Origin of the sequence: Streptococcus sp. SV2 (assembly GCF_030440175.1) — a bacterium.
Taxonomy (GTDB): Bacteria; Bacillota; Bacilli; order Lactobacillales; family Streptococcaceae; genus Streptococcus; species Streptococcus raffinosi.
This window is the reverse complement of the sequence record NZ_JAQFJQ010000010.1, coordinates 1-17359: the sequence shown is the minus strand read 5'-3', so window position 1 is coordinate 17359 and position 17359 is coordinate 1. Positions and strand designations below refer to the sequence as shown.

Sequence of the window (17359 nt, the reverse complement as noted above, 5' to 3'; positions counted from 1 at the left end):
GTTAATTATTGTGTTTTGAAAAAATCATGTCCTTTAAACTCATAATAACTAACACTAATGTAATTCCCCATCCAATCCGAGTAGCTAATAATAGATTGTTTGGCCAAAGATTTAGACAGGTTGAACCAACTGCTGAACCAGCCGAAATGGCAATATTTTGTACCATTCGTTGTAAAGCTCCCGTGCTTCCTTGCATTTCCATGGGACTGGCTTGCATAATACTGGCGATATTTGCAGGCTGAAAATAGCCACCACCAACACCATAAATAAAAAGTCCAAAAGTTAGAAACAGATAAGACCATTTGGGGTTAAGAAATACTAAGAAAATTAAAGACAGGCAAATAATACCCAAACCTAAGTGGCTAAAAGTTATGTTTTTACTCCCGTCGTTCAATTTTCCTGATACTCGTGAAAAGATAACTAATCCAGCTGGAGCTCCCAAAACAAGAAATCCAGTAACTCCTACTCCTAAATGATATAACTGTTCAAAAATAAATGGAGGTAGTAAAAATATCATGGCAGAGGCAAAACCAAAAGCAATCGTCTGTAAAAGGTGAGAAATTACTTTAGGATTCTCCTTAAGTCCCTTAACATTGACAAGTGGATTTTTTTGGTTAAATTCAATTCGATAAAATAAAATACCAATCAATAAACTAATTGTTATTAGAATAAGACTGATTATTTGTAAATGACTCTTACTTAATAATGATAGTCCTAACAATAGGCAAATTAATATTATTGCATTAACAATTGTTCCAGATGTGTCTAATTTTTGATTGTTAGTCTGCTCAGAAACTTTGTTAAGAAGATAGTGATTGCAAATAATACCAATAATTACGAAAGGGACATTTATCCAAAAAATAAATCGCCAAACATTTAAAGATAGCAATATGCCACCTAAAGAGGGACCTAATACAGGACCTAAACCTATCATAACTCCTAAAATACTAATAGAGCTATTTTTTTGTTCTTCTGATACTAATGTTGTAATCAAAGCTGCAGAAGTAGCTTGTAAGGCAGCTGCCCCAATTCCTTGAATTACTCGTCCAGCGATAAGCCAACCAATACTATTAGCAAACCCACAAAAAAGCGAGCTGAGTCCAAAAAGAACGAATCCTAAGTAAGAAATTTTTAGTTTGCCGAATTTGTCACTAAAAATGCCTAAAGGAAGTATGAATATTGCCAATGCCAGTGCATATCCAGTTATTGTAAAAGCTGCAGTATTAGCTGTTGTATGGAATTGATCTTTTAGGAAAGATAGTGCAACATTGATAATACCAGTATCTAAAGTTGATAATAACATTCCCATACCTGCGATAACTGTTATTAGTAAATCCTGCAACCGTCTACTCATAAAATTTCCTCCTTGGGTTTAGCTGTGTAAATAAAATGTTTGGTATCGTGTATCATAAATATAACCTCTTTTCTAAAAATTATAAATATGATACAATGAAATAAAATTTTAATCAATCGATTCTGAAAATATCGAATCGTTTAGAAGGAACATGCACATGACTATTACAGTTCAATTTAGTAACTATGCTCTGAAAACGGATGAAACATTAACACAAAGGATACAATTTGTGTACTCACCCTTAAATGAACTTTTTAGAAGCTTACATATCTTATTGAACCCGCGTCATCATGGTACAAATATTGATTGGGTCATTGAGATACAAGATAGATTGACAGATGATTTCTATGAGAAGCTTCACTATTTTCAACTTTTTTATGAACTTGGTGTTTCTCCTATTTTACTTTGTAATTTTCGCTATCATGCGACAACGATTGAAGAAGAGATACAAAATTTAAAGAAATTTCTTGATGAATTCCCAACTATTCAATTAATTGAACATTTAGAGAAAGTGTCCAGTGACAGAGAAAACTCCTTCATTCCAACATTAGCAAAAGGATTAGAATGGAAGGATTTTTCTTTGAATGAGGATAATCAGTTACTTATAGACTTGAGGAAGAATGCCTCTGGTGTTTATCAACATCTTTTCTCTTTTATTGATTGGTACCGCCAAGAAATATTTGATGAAACTTGGAAAAGTAAAGGTATTCAACGAAAGCTCTTAACAGAAATCCAACATCAAGCTTCTTTTTTAAGGGAAAATGGTTTTGAAGAAATGTTTAATCATTTGCAAATTGACCGCATTCATTGGAGAAAGGACAGGCTGGCCATCATTAAACCTTTTGACCAAGAAATCCAACTGCAAGATAGTGATTCTATTATGTTATTACCAAGTTATTTTATTTGGCCTCATCTGTTTGTTGAATCTTTCAACCAAGGAATTGCTATTACCTATGATATTACAGAACAGCCAAGTTACTATAACTCCACACCGGAAAATTTGATTACTATTTTTAAAGCTTTGAGTGACCCTGTCCGTTTACAAATTATGAATTATGTTATTGATAAACCAAGTACGACACAATCTTTGGCTCAAATTTTATTAATGAGTAATTCAAGTATATCCAGACATTTACAAATTTTAAAGGATGCTAACTTATTAACGACAACTAAAGCTAAAAAATTCGTTCTTTATGAGCCAACACAGCTCATTACACAACTTATGCCGAATTTCTACCATTTCTTTAAAAATTGAGGCTTTAATCATTAAAAAGGTGGTAAACTACTATGTCAACGTCACAAATTATCTCGGTTTTATCATCTAACCGTTTTCTCACCCAAAATGAGATTGAAAGAACTTTAGGGTATTCTTTATCGAAAAGTGAAATTGCTTTTTTAAAGGCTAGTCCTAAAATAGTTTTATTTAACTTTTACGGCCGAATTTACTATAAATTAAATAATGATAATACTCTCACCACGGAGCAAGGAAGACAAGCTATTGCAAAACTGTCTAGACGTCCTCAAGCAATTAAGCTTGGTGAAGCACGGACATGTTTTCACCATTTAGCAGGGAAAGCAGGAGTTTCAATATTTGAGTGGTTTATTCAAAATAAATTAATGGAACAGGAATCCCCTATCAGCTACTCTTTAACTCAAGCAGGAAGTAATGCAATACAGCAATGGTTGGGTTATCAGTCTAATCCTAATATCAAATTATGTTTAGATTTTTCTGAAAGAAAGTTTCATATTGGTGGAGTATTAGGAGAAAAGATATTAGAAAAACTAATCCATGAGGAAAAATGTCAATTAACTCAAGATAGGCAGGTTATTCTAAAAACTGACTTAAATAACTTAATGAAGGATTTTTATAAGTAAATTACTATCAAATTTTTGCTTGAAACTATTGGTTGTATGTTGTACCAATAACTTATTATTGATTTAATTAATAAAAGACGCTCTAGTTAATCATAAAACTAGAGCGTCTTTTATTTGGTTATCCGATTCAATTTTTCAAACCTAAAAAGGTAGAGAAAAAAGTAGAGATTTCATTAATTTGTGCTGCAATCTGTTGGAATTCAAAATTTTAAAAATCGCATAAAATCAAGATTCCTAGCATGTACTGAAATGTTATGAAACCTTATTTTACTTCTGATGACCTAGCGTTTTTTGGTAAAATGAAGAGAGAGGAAGTATAGGAGTACAAATATGAAAGCTGACCAAATGAGGGAATCCTACAAGGAAGGCCTTGGAGACTGAAGCTTATCCTATTGGCAAGAACTCCACGAAGACCTCTTTAGCAAATGCCTGCATGAGACAGGAATGACCTTCAGTGATGAAAGGTTAATTGTTTCGGTAGAAGTTAGAGTGGTTTATCCTATAGTATGAATGTTCCCAATATCTTGGGGATTTTTTACTTTAAGGAAAGGTTAACTTTTCTTTAAGTCTTATCTTAGGTTTCTTGTGTTTAATAGAGTCATCACAAAAGTAAGTAAGAGGTTCAAGACATGACATACACACAAACTAAACAAACACAGGAACGTTATACGATTAAGAAATCATCAAAATGGAAAACTGCTGGCTCGGTTCTGATAGCGAGCTTAATCTTTGGTTGCTCAGTTGTCTTAAATGACAGCAAGGTTTCAGCAGACGAGACAAACACTGAATTAACACTCTCAACGGTTTCAACAGGTGAAACCACTGCTGACTTAATTGAAGAAAGTACTCAGACCGACAATACATCAGACACTACTGAAACAAGCACAGAATCGGCTAAAAGTACTTCAACTGCGACTTCAACTTCAGACACTGATTTGTCAACAATAAGTACAATAAGTACAACAAGTACGACAGAGGACACGACTGCTACATCAACAAGCAGTGAAACATCTGATCATTCAAGTACTTCCGCAACTCCAGAAGCAAGTTCTTCTGAAACTGCTGAAAGCACAACTAGTGAAACCTCAGCATCTGAAACGAACAATGCAGACGAAAACACTAGCTCTAATACAAGCTCAAGCACCACTGAAGCCACTGCATCTGAAACAGCTTCAGTGTTAACCAACAGCGCCTCAGATTCAGCTACTGAAACGACGACAACTGAGTCTGAAGATAGTGATTCAGAAAGCTCAACGACAACGATTACTTTCAATGGAACAACCGTGGTAACAAGTGATAGCGGTACTGTCACAGTTGATGGAACGACAATTACCATCAATCAAGCAGGATCATACACTTTGACCGGAAATGGTTCAAGCTATACCATTATTGTGTCAGGTAGCGTGACAGATCCAGTTACAATCTACTTGGATGGTGTGACCTTAACGGATTCGTCTATTACTTCCAATTCTTCAGCAGAATTGACTGTTAATGTCCTTTCAGACAGTTCTATTTCTTCGACGTCTGCTAATGCGATTGAAGCAGCGGGAGCCTTGACCATTACCAGTGGTACTGGAAGTAACTTGACCCTTTCAAGCACTGAAAAGCACGCCATCAAGGCTGACAGTGTAACGGTTGACTCTGTAACACTTGATTTGACTTCTGAGGCAAAGGATGGTATCAATGCGACGACAGCTGTAACTATTAAAAATGCCACAGTCAACATCACGGCAACTGATGACGGTATTCAGGTCGAAGACGAAACAGATGTGAACAGTGGTGATTTGACGATTACCGACTCAACGGTAACCATTAATGCAACTGATAAAGGTATCACGGTTACAGATGAATTGACTGTCGAAGGCAATTCTAAAGTAACAGTTGTAGCAGGTGACGAAGGCCTTGAAGGGCGTTATATCAATTTGACAGGTGGAACCGTTGATATCACTGCTGGTGATGATGGTATTAACGCCACTGAGTGGACGACCAAGGACAGCGCTGATACTTCAAGCTTAACCAATTCGACTTCTGACTTGGAAAATGAAGTGGGCATCAATATTGACGGTGCAACGGTAACTATTCTGGCAGACGGTGATGGTATCGACAGTAACGGCAATGTGACAGTGAAAAGTGGTTCTCTCTACGTCGCTCAGACAAGTGCAGATAATGCTGCTATCGACTACGATGGAACAGGTATTATTTCTGGCGGTACCGTTTGGGCCATAGGTAACCAAGGAATGGCTCAGGCCTTTACAACGGGTTCAAGCCAGTCTTATATCATGGCCAACATCTCTGGTAGTGCTGGAGATACCATCACAGTTACAGATAGTTCTGGAAATGTTGTAGCGACCACAACAGCAACAACTTCATTTGGAAATGTGGTCTTTAGTACCGAGAGTCTAACTTCGGGTGAAACCTATACCATTACGACATCAAGTGGTGCTAGTGTGACTGCAACAGCTACTGAAGAAGGCACAAACAATGGTCCTGGTGCTGGTGGCATGGGCGGCTTCCCAGGCGGTGGCTTTGGCAATAGCTCAATGTCTGATAACTTCGGAGGCTACGGTGGACCGACTAGCTATGGGGGAAGCTCTACCAATACCGGAAGCGTAAACACACCGTGGGGCCAATCTGCTTCGACAAGTTCTGAGAATACAACTAGCACAAGTAGTACAAGTTCAGCTACCAATGCTCCAGCAATGACAGCGACAAACACAGCTTTATCAAATCAAAATACGCCAACATCAAATTCTTCAAGCTCTGAAGGAGCGTCTCTTAAATCAAATACCTCTCTTGCTAACCAGCCTACAAAAGAGCAACCGACACAAACAATGACTAATGCGACAAGCAGTGCCCAACAACAAGCTCAAGAGACTGCTGAGAAATTGGATAATATTCTTACTCAAAAACAAACTTCTGAAGCATCAAAAGGTCATGTAGGCGTGAGTCAAAAGGAAAATGTAAGCTCAGTCGTACAAACTAATCTTGCTCAGAAACAAAATACCCAAACAAGTTCTAAGGCTAATCAGTCATCTAAAAGTTCACAAAGCAATCAAACAAGTAAATCAAGTCTACCAAATACTGGTGATGTGAGCAGTTTGGGACTAGGCGCATTAGGAGCAGTTATGATGACAACCTCATTTGCCTTAAAAGGAAGCAAGCATTCTCGTAAGTAATTCTAGTTAAGAACATAAAGAAAAACAGAAGCCCTCTTCAAAAAAGGAAAAGAGCTTCTGTTTATTTATTATTATTTTTTAGAAAAAGCATTTTTAAGGCCTTCAACAGCACCTTCAACGCCTTCTTTAACATCTTCGATACCGTCTTTTGCTTTTGCTACCACTTTTTCGACAGCACCTTCGGCTTGAGTTTTTTTATCACCAGAAAGTTTGCCAGCACCCTCTTTAAGAGCGCCTTTAGCTTGATTCAATTTATCTTCGATTCCCATAGTAGAACCTCCTTTTTATGATGAGACCATTGTAGACAATATTAAACGATAATGCAAGTGATTTGTTTAATAAGTAACGACATTAATGTTTCCTTTATCGTATTCAGCTATAAAGATATCCGAAACGTTTTCATATCCTAATTTTTGAAGCTCTTCATTTAACCAATCTTCCGTTTTACCAATAGTATCAAGAATTTCTGTTTGAATGACCCCATCAGTAATGATTGGATATTTTGGATTTTCATCGCCAGAACGGACCACAATCAATTGGCCGTTCTGTTCAATAACTGCACGTTTAACCTCTTTGAGTTGAAAAATTCCTTGAGAACGTAATTTTAAAGCGACATCAGAAGCTGAAAGTCCTATAGAGCGACAAGCTTCAGGATCTAGTTGACCCTGTTTGATGATGACGGTTGGTTTACCGTCAATCAAATGTTTGATAAAGTGAATATTGGTGATGAGCCATTTAAGAAGTAAGATCAAAATAGTCCAAATAATCAGGATAACAATGTACTGAAGGATGGAAACGGTACTACTATAAATTGTACCACCGAGGATTGCACCAAGAACAAAGTTCTGTACTTGGTCAGTAGCTGAGCTAGGTGCTAGGTTTCCTTTACCTGTTAAATTGATAACAAAGACGAGTGAAATAAGCCCCAAAGCTAGTTTAATTGCAACAGCAAGATAAAAAGATGTCATTTTTTAACCTCCACGAGTTCAACATCAGACTTGTAAAGTTTTATTTGTTCTAGCAAGTAGCTGTCAGGTTCTGAACCTGAGATGGCACGATAGTACTTGTTTCCAACTTTGAGAATAGCACCATCTGTAGTGGTAGAAGTATTAACATAAACCTTGCTCTTATCAACGTCGAGATTTTTAGAGACAACCTCGATAAAGTGAAGAGATGCTCTAAATTGGTTATCGTTTGATTGATTGCTTTGGAAATTACTGATAGCAATTAGAACCACGGCAACTAAGGTTAAAATAGAAATAATAGAGAGTTCACGAAACTTAGTATCATGGCGTTCTTTAAAGGCCTTAAAAGCAAATACGCCGGTCACTAAAATAAGTCCTGCAGTAATGGCAACCATAACCCAGTTTTGTTGGCTAATCTGACTTAGCACATAGTCGTAGGAATAGAATTTCATTGAGAAGATTTCCTTTCATAGTATCACTAACATTATAGATTAAAAAGTCTTTAAATTCAATTAATCTATCCGAAAAATGAAGGAATGAGTAGGATTCTTAAAGGAAATTTGCTATTGAAATGACTTGCAGCCATTAAGCCAAAATCTTATGATTTCTTTAAGGACTTTGTTGATATTTTCACAAATTATGCTTATAATTGAGGTAATTACTCGTCAAAATCTGTTTGTGATTTGCTGATGATGGAGCTTACTGGCTATAGGTGATTTTTGGAACATCCGCTTTAAAGTGGAACTGATTCATTTATCATGATGTGGGTAATCATCTATGTTAAGACATAGATTTTGAGTCTATTCATTCTTATATAAGGAGTTATTATGTCTGAACCATTATTTTTACAATCTGTTATGCAGGAGAAAATTTGGGGTGGCACGCATTTGCGTGATGTCTTTGGCTACGACATTCCAAGCGACCATGTCGGAGAGTACTGGGCTATTTCTGCTCACCCAAATGGTGTTTCTACTATTAAGAATGGTCGTTATGCCGGTCAAACTATAGATGTTCTTTATGCAGAGCATCGTGAATTATTTGGCAATCGTCAAGAACCTGTCTTCCCACTTTTGACTAAGATTTTGGATGCCAATGATTGGCTTAGTGTGCAGGTCCATCCAGATGATGCTTATGGACTTGAACATGAAGGTGAACTTGGTAAAACAGAGTGTTGGTATATCATTGCTGCTGAACCAGGTGCTGAAATTATTTATGGCCACAATGCCAAATCAAAAGAAGAACTGCGTCAGCAAATTGAAAGTAAGGATTGGGAAAATCTTTTGACTAAGGTTCCAGTTAAAGCAGGTGATTTCTTCTATGTGCCAAGTGGTACCATGCATGCTATTGGTGCAGGTATCATGGTTCTTGAAACGCAACAATCTAGTGATACGACCTACCGTGTCTATGATTTTGACCGTAAAGATGATCAAGGTAACCTGCGTGAACTCCATCTTGAAAAATCTATCGATGTCCTTACTATCGGTGAGCCAGCCAACAGTCGACCAGTCACAACAAAAGTAGATGACCTCAAATCAACGCTCTTAGTAGCAAGTGATTTCTTCGCCGTTTACAAATGGGAAATCTCAGGTAAGGCTGATTTTGAAAAGACTGCTGATTACAGTTTGTTTAGTGTACTTGACGGTCAAGGAAGCCTTAAAGTAGATGGGCAAGATTATGACATTGCAAAAGGCAGCCACTTTATTCTTCCTAGCGATGTTGAAACATGGCAAATTAAGGGAGAGCTTGAATTGATTGTCAGTCACCCATAATCAAAATATCAAACTAGACGAGATGAGAATCTTGTCTAGTTTTTTCGTACAAGGATACAGAAAATTTGCAATTTTAAAAACCTTTGTAAATACGTTTCAATAGCTTGAAGTTCCAAACTAATCATGTCATACTAAACAAGTTGACTAAAATGATAATAAACAAGTTGTGTCTATTTAGGGCATAAGATCTTGTTTGTTTTAGATTGGAGAAACTTATGTTAAAAAAGGGAAGCCTTACAGCTTTATTGTTGTTTGGTATGTTCTTTGGAGCGGGAAATCTGACCTTTCCTCCTCAGTTAGGCTTTGAATCTGGAGGTCATTTTTGGCCAGCCATTGCCGGCTTTGTCCTATCAGGTGTTGGTATTGCCATCCTGACACTGGTTATCGGGACTTTAAATCCTAAGGGTTACATTCATGAGATTTCTCAAAAAATCTCGCCTAAGTTTGCCCTAGTCTATTTGGCAGTACTTTATCTATCCATTGGTCCTTTCTTTGCCATTCCTAGAACGGCCGCCGCCGCCTTTTCAATTGGCTTCTCTCCTTTGATTGGAAGTGGACATACTAGCCTTTGGCTCTTTGTCTTTACCGTAATCTACTTTGCTCTAGCACTTTGGATTGCCATGAATCCATCTAAAATTCTAGATAGTATTGGACGCATCTTAACACCTGTCTTTGCTATCATGATTGTTATGGTGATTGTGGCAGGAGCACTTAAATACGGTGGTCATAGTCCTCAGGCTGCTAGTCAGGCCTATCAGGCTTCTGCTTTTGGTAAAGGCTTCTTGGAAGGCTATAACACCTTGGATGCCTTAGCCTCTGTGGCCTTTAGTGTAGTAGCAGTAGTCACACTCAACCAATTAGGCTTTAAGTCTAAAAAAGAGTATATCTCAACGATTTGGGTCGTTGGTTTTGTAGTGACTATTCTCTTTGGTGCTCTGTATTTGGGATTAGCCTTTTTGGGAAATCATTTCCCACTTCAAGTGGCCGGACTACCAAAAGATGCCAATATTGGTGCTAGCGTCTTGTCACAAGCCACACAAGCTATCTTTGGACCAGCTGCTCAGATTTTCCTAGCTATCATGGTGACAGTGACTTGTTTCACAACAACCGCAGGACTTATCGTTGCGACAGGAGAATTCTTCCACAAGGCATTTCCGAAAGTATCTTACAAGGCTTACGCCATTATCTTTACCTTGATTGGGTTTGCGATTGCCAACTTGGGACTTAATAATATCATTGCTTTCTCAGTACCAGTGCTTTTGATTCTCTACCCAATTACCATCGCGATTGTCATGATTGTGATTGCCAACAAGTTCGTGGCCTTGTCTAAACCTGGTATGCAAGTGACAGTTGCAGTAGTCACGCTGATTGCCTTGCTTAGTGTAATTGGAAGCCAGTTTAAACTTGCGGGACTCAATGCCCTTATTAACTTCCTCCCATTGTCGAGAGCATCATTGCCATGGTTGATACCAGCCATCTTGTGTATCCTTTTGTCTCTCATCTTACCTGATAAGATCAAGAGCGAAAGCTTTGAAATGGAATAAAAATAATATCCTATCACAATTGTGGTGGGATTTTTTTTTCTCTCCCCAAGTCGCCATAAGTGCGAAATCTTCTCAAAAGCGTTACACTTAAGGCGTGGAGATGCAAGTATTTATTGAAGGGAGTGTTAAAAATGTCAAATCCTAATAATCATACTATTTATCTTGCTGGTGGCTGTTTCTGGGGCGTGGAGGAATACTTTTCACGTGTTCCTGGTGTGTTAGATGCTGTTTCGGGTTATGCTAATGGACGTAGTGAGACCACTCGCTATGAGCTCATCGGTCAGACGGGTCATGCTGAGACTGTTCAGGTGACTTATGATGCCAGCCAAGTGTCATTGCGAGAGATTTTGCTACATTACTTCCGTATCATCAACCCTCTAAGCAAAAATAAACAGGGCAATGATGTGGGCAGTCAGTACCGCACGGGTGTTTATTACACAGATGACAATGACCTACCAGTCATCAAGCAAGTTTTCCAAGAGATGTCCGAACAATACGGTCAGCCTTTGGCGGTTGAGTTGTTGCCTTTGCAACACTTTATTCCTGCTGAGGAGTACCATCAGGATTATCTCAAGAAGCATCCTAAGGGCTACTGCCATATCAATGTCAATCAAGCCTCAACTCCAGTCATTGATGCCAGTGCCTATCACAAGCCAAATCAGGAGGATCTTAAGAAAAGTTTGAGCCCAGAAGCCTATGCGGTTACTCAGGAAAATGGGACGGAACGTGCCTTTACGAGTCCCCTTTGGAATCAGTTTGAACCTGGCATCTATGTGGATGTGGTGACTGGTGAACCTCTCTTTTCATCCAAGGACAAGTTTGATTCTGCCTGTGGTTGGCCCAGTTTTTCCCATCCGATTAGTCCTGAGGTAGCCAACTACAAGGAAGATTATTCTCACAATATGGAACGTATCGAGGTCCGTAGTCGTGCGGGGGACTCCCATCTAGGGCATGTCTTTCCAGATGGTCCAAGCGATAAAGGTGGTTTGCGCTATTGTATCAATGGTGCCGCAACACGATTTGTTCCTAAGGCAGATATGGAAAAAGAAGGTTATGCTTACTTGCTTGATCAGGTGGACTGATGAGAGTTGCATAAACTGATATACAGGACAAAAGCATTGAAATTGCAAAAGTTCTAGTTTGGCTTGCTCTTGGGGCTCTATCTGACAATCGAATCATCATGTTTAAGTGCTTTTTAACACTTTATTTAGGAGGTTGGTTTCTTTTGAGCCAGCCTCTTTAATAATGAGCGTTTCAATATTGGAAAATCCATGTGCTACAAGAACTAACATGTCATGTGATATGACCATTCAGGACAAAAAAGTGACATTTCATTACATTTTTTTACAATTTTATACAAATTGTTTTACACATCAAACCAAAAAAGTAGTACACTATAGTAGTGAGAAATCTAACAAGTGTAAAGAATTGATTTTCCCTTTAATTACTAGTTTTGGTGTCTGTAAACATTATTGTACTTTGTGTAATAATAGTCTTCCCCAACCTCCCAATTATGATATTATATGTCTAAACTTACTCAAACAAAACTAGCGACAAAATCCCCGAGATTTCCCTTAGGGAATATGACAGCACTTGTTAGGTTTTTATGATAATATTCAGATAGTCCTTTGGGCTATTTTATTGTGCTAAATCTTCTATGATGGAGAAATTGTTATGGAATGCGTTGATAAAATAATCATATTAGTAACGATTTGTGGCTTATGGTTTTGGTCTTTTCTCTTACTCCCTAAAACAGGAGAGAAGGTCGTTTATTTTTATCATTTCTTAGCACTATGTGGTTTAGTCATGTTCTATAGTGCCCTAGTTGATCCGGCTGGACTTTGTGACACTTTTTTTCATATCAAACAACTTTGTTTTCATTAATAAGTTCATCTGGGTAATGCTGTAGGAAAATCTGAATCTAAAGAATCACTCATAAAAAAGTTTTCTGTGTATTGATAACAGTTCATCTGTTTTCAATATGCAGGAGGCTTTTTCTTTGTTATCAAGATTTGAGCAGATAAAAAGCAGTCTGATGAGACTGCTTAAGTTATATCAACGATGAAATTCGTAACGCTTAACGATCTTATTTAAACGCCATTGGTAACAGAGACCACTGACGATAAGACTGGCAATCAGACCAATCCAGTAACTATAGGGACCAAGGCCAGTGGCTTTTTCAAGCAGGAAGCCAACTGGGAGGGTGATGCCCCAGTAGGTTAGGACACCGAGATAAAAAGGTACTTTGGTATCTTTATAGCCACGCAGGATTCCTTGAAGCGGAGCCGCAAAGACATCTGCCACTTGGAAGAAGAGGCTATAGGTCATGAAAATGGCCGTCATTCTCAAAAAGTCAGGCTCATGCCCATAAAGTTCAGCCAAATCATAACGCAAGAAGTAGAGGAAAATCAAGGTAAAGATAGAAAATCCTAGGGCTGTTAACCGTCCCAGCTTGCTGTAGCTCTTGACCGAATCCATGCGTCTGGCCCCAAATTCGTAGGAAATAATGATAGCCATGGCACTGGAAATGCTGAGAGGAAAGGCATACATGAGGTTTGAGAAGTTCATGGCTGCCTGGTGACTGGCAATGACTAAAGATGGATACTTGGCCATAATCAGACCAACACCTGAGAAGATGGCGACCTCTGCAAAAACCGTTCCACCAATGGGGAGACCTAGTTTAAGGGCGTCAAGCAGAGCTGCTTTATCAAGAGGTTGAATCTTTTCGATGTGGTAGGGTTTAACCTTCTGATGTTTTTTGATAACCGTTATGGAAATAAGGAGAAGGGCCCAGTAAGCTAATGAAGTTCCCAAACCTGCTCCGGCTCCTCCCAACTCTGGAAGACCAGCAATGCCATAGATGAGGAGGAAATTGAAGAAACCATTGAGAGGTAGGAGCAGAAGCATGAGGTACATGGAAAGGCGCGTGAGGCCAAGTGCATCAAGGAAGGAGCGAACCACGCTAAAGAGTAGAAGGGGAATAATCCCAAGACTCAAAAATCGTAGATAACCAAGGGCGACCTTTCTGACCAAAGGCTCCAGACCTAGATAGTTCAAAACCAAGGGTGCTCCTAGAAAAACGAGGGCAAAAAGGATCAGTGATAGGCCCAAAGCCATATAAAGAAATTGATAGAAATCAGGTGCCACTCGGTCCTTGCGACCTGCCCCTAGATGGTGTCCGATAATAGGGACTAGGGCAGATACGATACCTGTTAAGAAGGTGAAAAAAGGACTCCATAAACTCGTTGCCATGGCTACCCCCGCTAAGTGTAGGGGATCGTATTGACCAGTCATGGTAGTGTCCACAAAAGCTGCTGAAAAGTTGGCAAACTGATAAATCAGTATGGGCACAAAAATCTTGAAGAAAACAAGGAATCGCTCACGGAGAGAATGTGTTTCGTGCATTCTGTTTTCCTTTCTAAATTTTTCAAATTATATAATTCATTGTACAACTGTTATCCAATAAAGTCTATAATTGACGGAAAGTTTGGTCCCATTCTCTCAAATTATCGTCATCTCCCATAAAAGCCAAGTAGTGGAGAACCTCTTTATGTATAGTCTTTCCCATGTTCTTATCGATAAATTTATAAAGGAATGCGGCTTCTAGTTCTTTAAGATAGATTTTTTGTAACATGAAATAATCTGGTAATTGAATAGTTTTTAGTTCGTTTAGATAGTAATTACTATCTTCTTGATTTCCGTAAAGAATGATTTGGAAAATACAACGACTAATAACATCTAAAGTGATTCTATCTAAATTATTTCTAGGATTTGTACCTAGAATTGACAGGAGTTCCTTAATGTAGATTTTTAGTGCATCTTCTGTGAAGATATCCTTTACCATATCCAGTAAATCAATATCCAGAAGTGTCCAAATATCAATCGAAAAGAAATAGTTTTGAAGTTCTGTAGCAATATCTTGGTTAACTGACTGGTTTTGAAGTTTTGAAACCTGACAGGTAATACAAAGACTAATCAGATAATCACTATAATTAGTTTCTCCTAAAAAGCGAAATCTTTCTGTGACTTGTTTTAGTGCTTCAAAATCTAAATTATTTGAGGCTTGATTGTATTGATTAGCAAGTTTTATGTAGGTTTCGTCCACAAGATATTCTTGTCCGAAAAATTCATTATATTCGACTTTTAGGTGTCTTAAAAGTTTGAAAAGAGTATCATTTGAGAGTGATGTTTTGTCATTTTCAAAGTCTGAAATACTCGCTACAGATCCAGCCACTTGAGCGAGTCTCTGAATAGTATATTTTCTCTGTTTTCGAATCTGCTTAAATTTTTGGCCTAGTTCCATATAAAACTTCCTTATCGGATTTCCGAAATTTCAATAGTTTTTGCTATTAATAAACTAAAATAATAGTATCAAATTGAAGGAGGTAAAAGCAATGATTATTGAAAAAAATAAATCAGTTGCTGTGTCACAATGATGGTTACATTTATTAAGCTACTTCCCAAGAAGAAAATGGTACTTTATATCATTTTTGCGCTTCTTTATTCCTGTCAAGGCATTGTAATACCTGTAATTATCCAGATGGCAGGTCATATAGATAGTAGTGATAGTCGGGATTTAATAGTTTTTACATTGTCGAGCATTTCTCTTTGGGTGGCAGTGTACGCTTTTATGTATATAGAGAATATTCTGCTTCGTTCTATTATTAGAGCGTTTAATGTGAGCCTATCAGAAAATATTTTAAAGAATCATGCTGTCTTTCCTAAAAACATCTCGGATTCTGAACTTTGCTCACTCTTGACACAAGATCTTGGAATTGTAGACCAGGAGTTCCTTCAATCTTTTCTTATCTCGCCTGTGTGGGGCGCCTCTGTCCTAGTATCTGTAATTTATCTGGTCAAACAAAATCTTATTGTGGGTAGTCTTTTTACTGTAGGTGCCTTTCTGATGATTTTGCCTCAGTTTATTTTTAAGAGAAAATTGAAAGAGTCAGGAGAATTACTAAGTAGCTCAAAAGAGAAAAATTTAAGAGCTATTACAGACTTTGGTAAAGGGATTGAAACGATTATTTGCAACCAAGCAGAAAAAGAGAATGTAAAGCAAACTCTCATAACCCTTAGTGAGATGGAGACGACACAATTTAAGTATTATACACTTCAGAATTTAGTTATGTTTTGGACAGGACCTCTGAAAGCTGTCGGCTTGATTGGACCATTTGTGATTGGTCTTGTCATGAAACAAAATTCAATTACTACACTTATTGCTATGATGTCTGCTTCAACATATCTTATTAACCCCTTACAACAGATTCTGGAGGCTATTGCAAGTATTCAATCAAGTCAAGTGATAAAAGATAAATTATTGACATTTGGAAGTGAGTCAGAAATTCCTTCAAAAGGGCTTCACATACATACTTTAGAAGAAATTCAGTTAAAAAACGTCACTAAATCTTATGATAATCAAGAGATTTTTCGAGATGTTACGGTTACTTTTTCATTGTCTCAGCATAATCTTATGGTTGGTGATAGTGGTATTGGAAAAACAACACTTTTTAGGTTAATATCAGGGCAAGATAAGGCATATAGTGGGAAAATCATTTTTAAAAGCATTGATGGAAGGGAGCTGACTCCAAATTTAGATAACATTGCAATTATTCATCAAAATCCCTATGTCTTTCATACAAGTGTGCGACATAATCTAACTCTTTATCAAGATTATTCTGACTCATTGCTCATTTCAACACTAAAAAAAGTTGGACTATGGGAGGCTTGTTGTCATCAATTGGACTATGAATTAACTGGAGATAACTTTTCAGGTGGACAAATCATAAAACTTGAGATTGCACGTGCTATTTTGAGGGAAAAGCAGGTTTTACTTGCGGATGAGATGATGGCTTCTTTAGATGCAGCAAGTTCAAAAGAAATAAGTAATGTCTTGAAACAGTTGCCTAATAGTATTATTGAAATTGCCCATCATTACGATCTGGAAGATTACGATGCTGTCTATAGAATTGAAAATAAGTCAATCGTAAGAATTAAATAACACCAGATACTTTCAGTAGAAGTTAGACAGAGTAGTTGCTTAGTCTTTTCTTTCGATTTACAAACTTGGAACAGACCTATATAATTAATCTAAGGAAATGAGGCTTTGAAAATGAACACGAAAACAGAATTTTTGAGAATAATGGCAGAACAAACAGAAATAGCCTTGGCAACTTCTGTGAATAACGTTCCTAATGTGAGAATCGTAAATTTCTATTTTGACCCTTGTGAAAACATTCTTTATTTTTCGTCCTTTAAAGATAATGACAAAGTTAAGGAAATAGAAGAAAATCCTTCTATCGCTTTTACCACTATTCCTCACACTGGAAACCAGCATGTCAAAGCCAAAGGTCTCGCAAAAAGAAGTTCGAAAACTGTAGTTGATATGGCAGAACATTTCATTGCAAAGGTTCCAGATTATAAAAAGACGATAGATTACGCAGGAGAATCGCTGATTCTATTTGAGGTGAGATTTGATACCGCTATTGTTACCAAAGATCTTGCTACCATCAGTACGTTAAGACTATAATAAAAACTCCCCTTATGGATTGTACTGACCCCAAAAAGTTAGACAATTAATTTATCCAAAGGATTTAGTTCTGTATTGCACAGGGCTAAATCCTTTTAATTTTACCTTAATGCGTTTGTTGTTGTAATAATCAATATAGTCTACAAT

The 17359-nt window shown here is 37.5% G+C and carries 15 protein-coding genes; 8 read left to right on the top strand and 7 right to left on the bottom strand.

Features of this window, described 5'->3' with window-relative positions; translation table 11 throughout:
- Window position 1 precedes the first annotated feature (1 nt).
- A complete protein-coding gene (locus tag PCY14_RS06610; RefSeq protein ID WP_021151687.1) occupies window positions 2-1354 on the bottom strand; it encodes an MFS transporter in 1353 nt (450 codons plus the stop codon).
- 157 nt (window positions 1355-1511) lie between these two features.
- Here PCY14_RS06610 and PCY14_RS06605 point away from each other — a divergent pair, with 157 nt between their 5' ends.
- The 3 genes from PCY14_RS06605 to PCY14_RS06595 all read left to right on the top strand — a co-directional run bounded on the left by PCY14_RS06605 (window position 1512) and on the right by PCY14_RS06595 (window position 6405).
- Entirely contained in the window at window positions 1512-2609 is a 1098-nt protein-coding gene (locus PCY14_RS06605; RefSeq protein WP_060934037.1) for a DUF5937 family protein, read from the top strand.
- Window positions 2610-2971: 362 nt separating this feature from the next.
- Window positions 2972-3229 (top strand): transcriptional regulator, encoded by a 258-nt coding sequence (locus tag PCY14_RS06600; RefSeq protein WP_143566794.1) that lies wholly within the window; start codon window positions 2972-2974, stop codon window positions 3227-3229.
- A gap of 629 nt (window positions 3230-3858) precedes the next feature.
- The gene (locus tag PCY14_RS06595) at window positions 3859-6405 is read left to right on the top strand and encodes a carbohydrate-binding domain-containing protein (protein WP_301363299.1); all 2547 of its coding nucleotides are present in this window, start codon (window positions 3859-3861) and stop codon (window positions 6403-6405) included.
- A 71-nt stretch (window positions 6406-6476) separates the two neighbouring features.
- On the opposite strand, the gene PCY14_RS06590 is transcribed toward PCY14_RS06595, so the two are convergent.
- The 3 genes from PCY14_RS06590 to PCY14_RS06580 all read right to left on the bottom strand — a co-directional run bounded on the left by PCY14_RS06590 (window position 6477) and on the right by PCY14_RS06580 (window position 7822).
- Window positions 6477-6674: a CsbD family protein gene (locus PCY14_RS06590; protein ID WP_014634703.1), complete on the bottom strand. Its 198-nt coding sequence runs from the start codon at window positions 6672-6674 to the stop codon at window positions 6477-6479.
- A gap of 66 nt (window positions 6675-6740) precedes the next feature.
- Window positions 6741-7373 (bottom strand): DUF421 domain-containing protein, encoded by a 633-nt coding sequence (locus PCY14_RS06585; RefSeq protein ID WP_021145094.1) that lies wholly within the window; start codon window positions 7371-7373, stop codon window positions 6741-6743.
- On the bottom strand, window positions 7370-7822 hold the full coding sequence (locus PCY14_RS06580; RefSeq protein WP_021145095.1) for a DUF3290 family protein: 453 nt from the start codon (window positions 7820-7822) through the stop codon (window positions 7370-7372). Before PCY14_RS06580 ends, PCY14_RS06585 begins: the two co-directional genes overlap by 4 nt.
- A 375-nt stretch (window positions 7823-8197) precedes the next feature.
- Between PCY14_RS06580 and manA the strand changes: the two genes are divergently transcribed.
- The 3 genes from manA (at window position 8198) to msrB (ending at window position 11765) form a co-directional block, all read left to right on the top strand.
- Window positions 8198-9139, top strand: a complete 942-nt coding sequence (manA, locus tag PCY14_RS06575) for a mannose-6-phosphate isomerase, class I (protein WP_021145096.1) — start codon at window positions 8198-8200, stop codon at window positions 9137-9139.
- Between the two features lie 215 nt (window positions 9140-9354).
- A complete protein-coding gene (gene brnQ / locus PCY14_RS06570; RefSeq protein ID WP_301363298.1) occupies window positions 9355-10683 on the top strand; it encodes a branched-chain amino acid transport system II carrier protein in 1329 nt (442 codons plus the stop codon).
- Between the two features lie 131 nt (window positions 10684-10814).
- Window positions 10815-11765 carry a peptide-methionine (R)-S-oxide reductase MsrB gene (gene msrB, locus PCY14_RS06565; RefSeq protein WP_021145098.1) on the top strand — a complete coding sequence of 317 codons (951 nt, stop codon included), beginning with the start codon at window positions 10815-10817 and terminating at the stop codon, window positions 11763-11765.
- A gap of 973 nt (window positions 11766-12738) precedes the next feature.
- On the opposite strand, the gene PCY14_RS06560 is transcribed toward msrB, so the two are convergent.
- Window positions 12739-14088, bottom strand: a complete 1350-nt coding sequence (locus PCY14_RS06560; RefSeq protein ID WP_301363297.1) for an MATE family efflux transporter — start codon at window positions 14086-14088, stop codon at window positions 12739-12741.
- A 64-nt stretch (window positions 14089-14152) separates the two neighbouring features.
- Window positions 14153-14986, bottom strand: a complete 834-nt coding sequence (locus PCY14_RS06555) for a helix-turn-helix domain-containing protein (RefSeq protein WP_021145101.1) — start codon at window positions 14984-14986, stop codon at window positions 14153-14155.
- Between the two features lie 132 nt (window positions 14987-15118).
- Here PCY14_RS06555 and PCY14_RS06550 point away from each other — a divergent pair, with 132 nt between their 5' ends.
- Together PCY14_RS06550 and PCY14_RS06545 are read left to right on the top strand one after the other, a co-directional pair.
- On the top strand, window positions 15119-16684 hold the full coding sequence (locus tag PCY14_RS06550) for an ABC transporter ATP-binding protein (RefSeq protein ID WP_293920345.1): 1566 nt from the start codon (window positions 15119-15121) through the stop codon (window positions 16682-16684).
- Between the two features lie 111 nt (window positions 16685-16795).
- Window positions 16796-17212, top strand: a complete 417-nt coding sequence (locus PCY14_RS06545; protein ID WP_073685801.1) for a pyridoxamine 5'-phosphate oxidase family protein — start codon at window positions 16796-16798, stop codon at window positions 17210-17212.
- 51 nt (window positions 17213-17263) lie between these two features.
- Here PCY14_RS06545 and PCY14_RS06540 read toward each other — a convergent pair.
- Window positions 17264-17359, bottom strand: a 96-nt coding sequence (locus tag PCY14_RS06540) for an IS3 family transposase (protein WP_227248006.1), incomplete at its 5' end; no start/stop codon positions are given.

Coding starts and splice junctions, on each gene's coding strand:
- PCY14_RS06580 (WP_021145095.1), bottom strand. CDS start 7,822: ATGAAATTCTATTCCTACGACTATGTGCTAAGTCAGATTAGCCAACAA.
- PCY14_RS06545 (WP_073685801.1), top strand. CDS start 16,796: ATGAACACGAAAACAGAATTTTTGAGAATAATGGCAGAACAAACAGAA.
- PCY14_RS06560 (WP_301363297.1), bottom strand. CDS start 14,088: ATGCACGAAACACATTCTCTCCGTGAGCGATTCCTTGTTTTCTTCAAG.
- msrB (WP_021145098.1), top strand. CDS start 10,815: ATGTCAAATCCTAATAATCATACTATTTATCTTGCTGGTGGCTGTTTC.
- PCY14_RS06550 (WP_293920345.1), top strand. CDS start 15,119: ATGGTTACATTTATTAAGCTACTTCCCAAGAAGAAAATGGTACTTTAT.
- PCY14_RS06555 (WP_021145101.1), bottom strand. CDS start 14,986: ATGGAACTAGGCCAAAAATTTAAGCAGATTCGAAAACAGAGAAAATAT.
- PCY14_RS06605 (WP_060934037.1), top strand. CDS start 1,512: ATGACTATTACAGTTCAATTTAGTAACTATGCTCTGAAAACGGATGAA.
- PCY14_RS06600 (WP_143566794.1), top strand. CDS start 2,972: ATGGAACAGGAATCCCCTATCAGCTACTCTTTAACTCAAGCAGGAAGT.
- PCY14_RS06585 (WP_021145094.1), bottom strand. CDS start 7,373: ATGACATCTTTTTATCTTGCTGTTGCAATTAAACTAGCTTTGGGGCTT.
- brnQ (WP_301363298.1), top strand. CDS start 9,355: ATGTTAAAAAAGGGAAGCCTTACAGCTTTATTGTTGTTTGGTATGTTC.
- PCY14_RS06590 (WP_014634703.1), bottom strand. CDS start 6,674: ATGGGAATCGAAGATAAATTGAATCAAGCTAAAGGCGCTCTTAAAGAG.
- PCY14_RS06610 (WP_021151687.1), bottom strand. CDS start 1,354: ATGAGTAGACGGTTGCAGGATTTACTAATAACAGTTATCGCAGGTATG.
- PCY14_RS06595 (WP_301363299.1), top strand. CDS start 3,859: ATGACATACACACAAACTAAACAAACACAGGAACGTTATACGATTAAG.
- manA (WP_021145096.1), top strand. CDS start 8,198: ATGTCTGAACCATTATTTTTACAATCTGTTATGCAGGAGAAAATTTGG.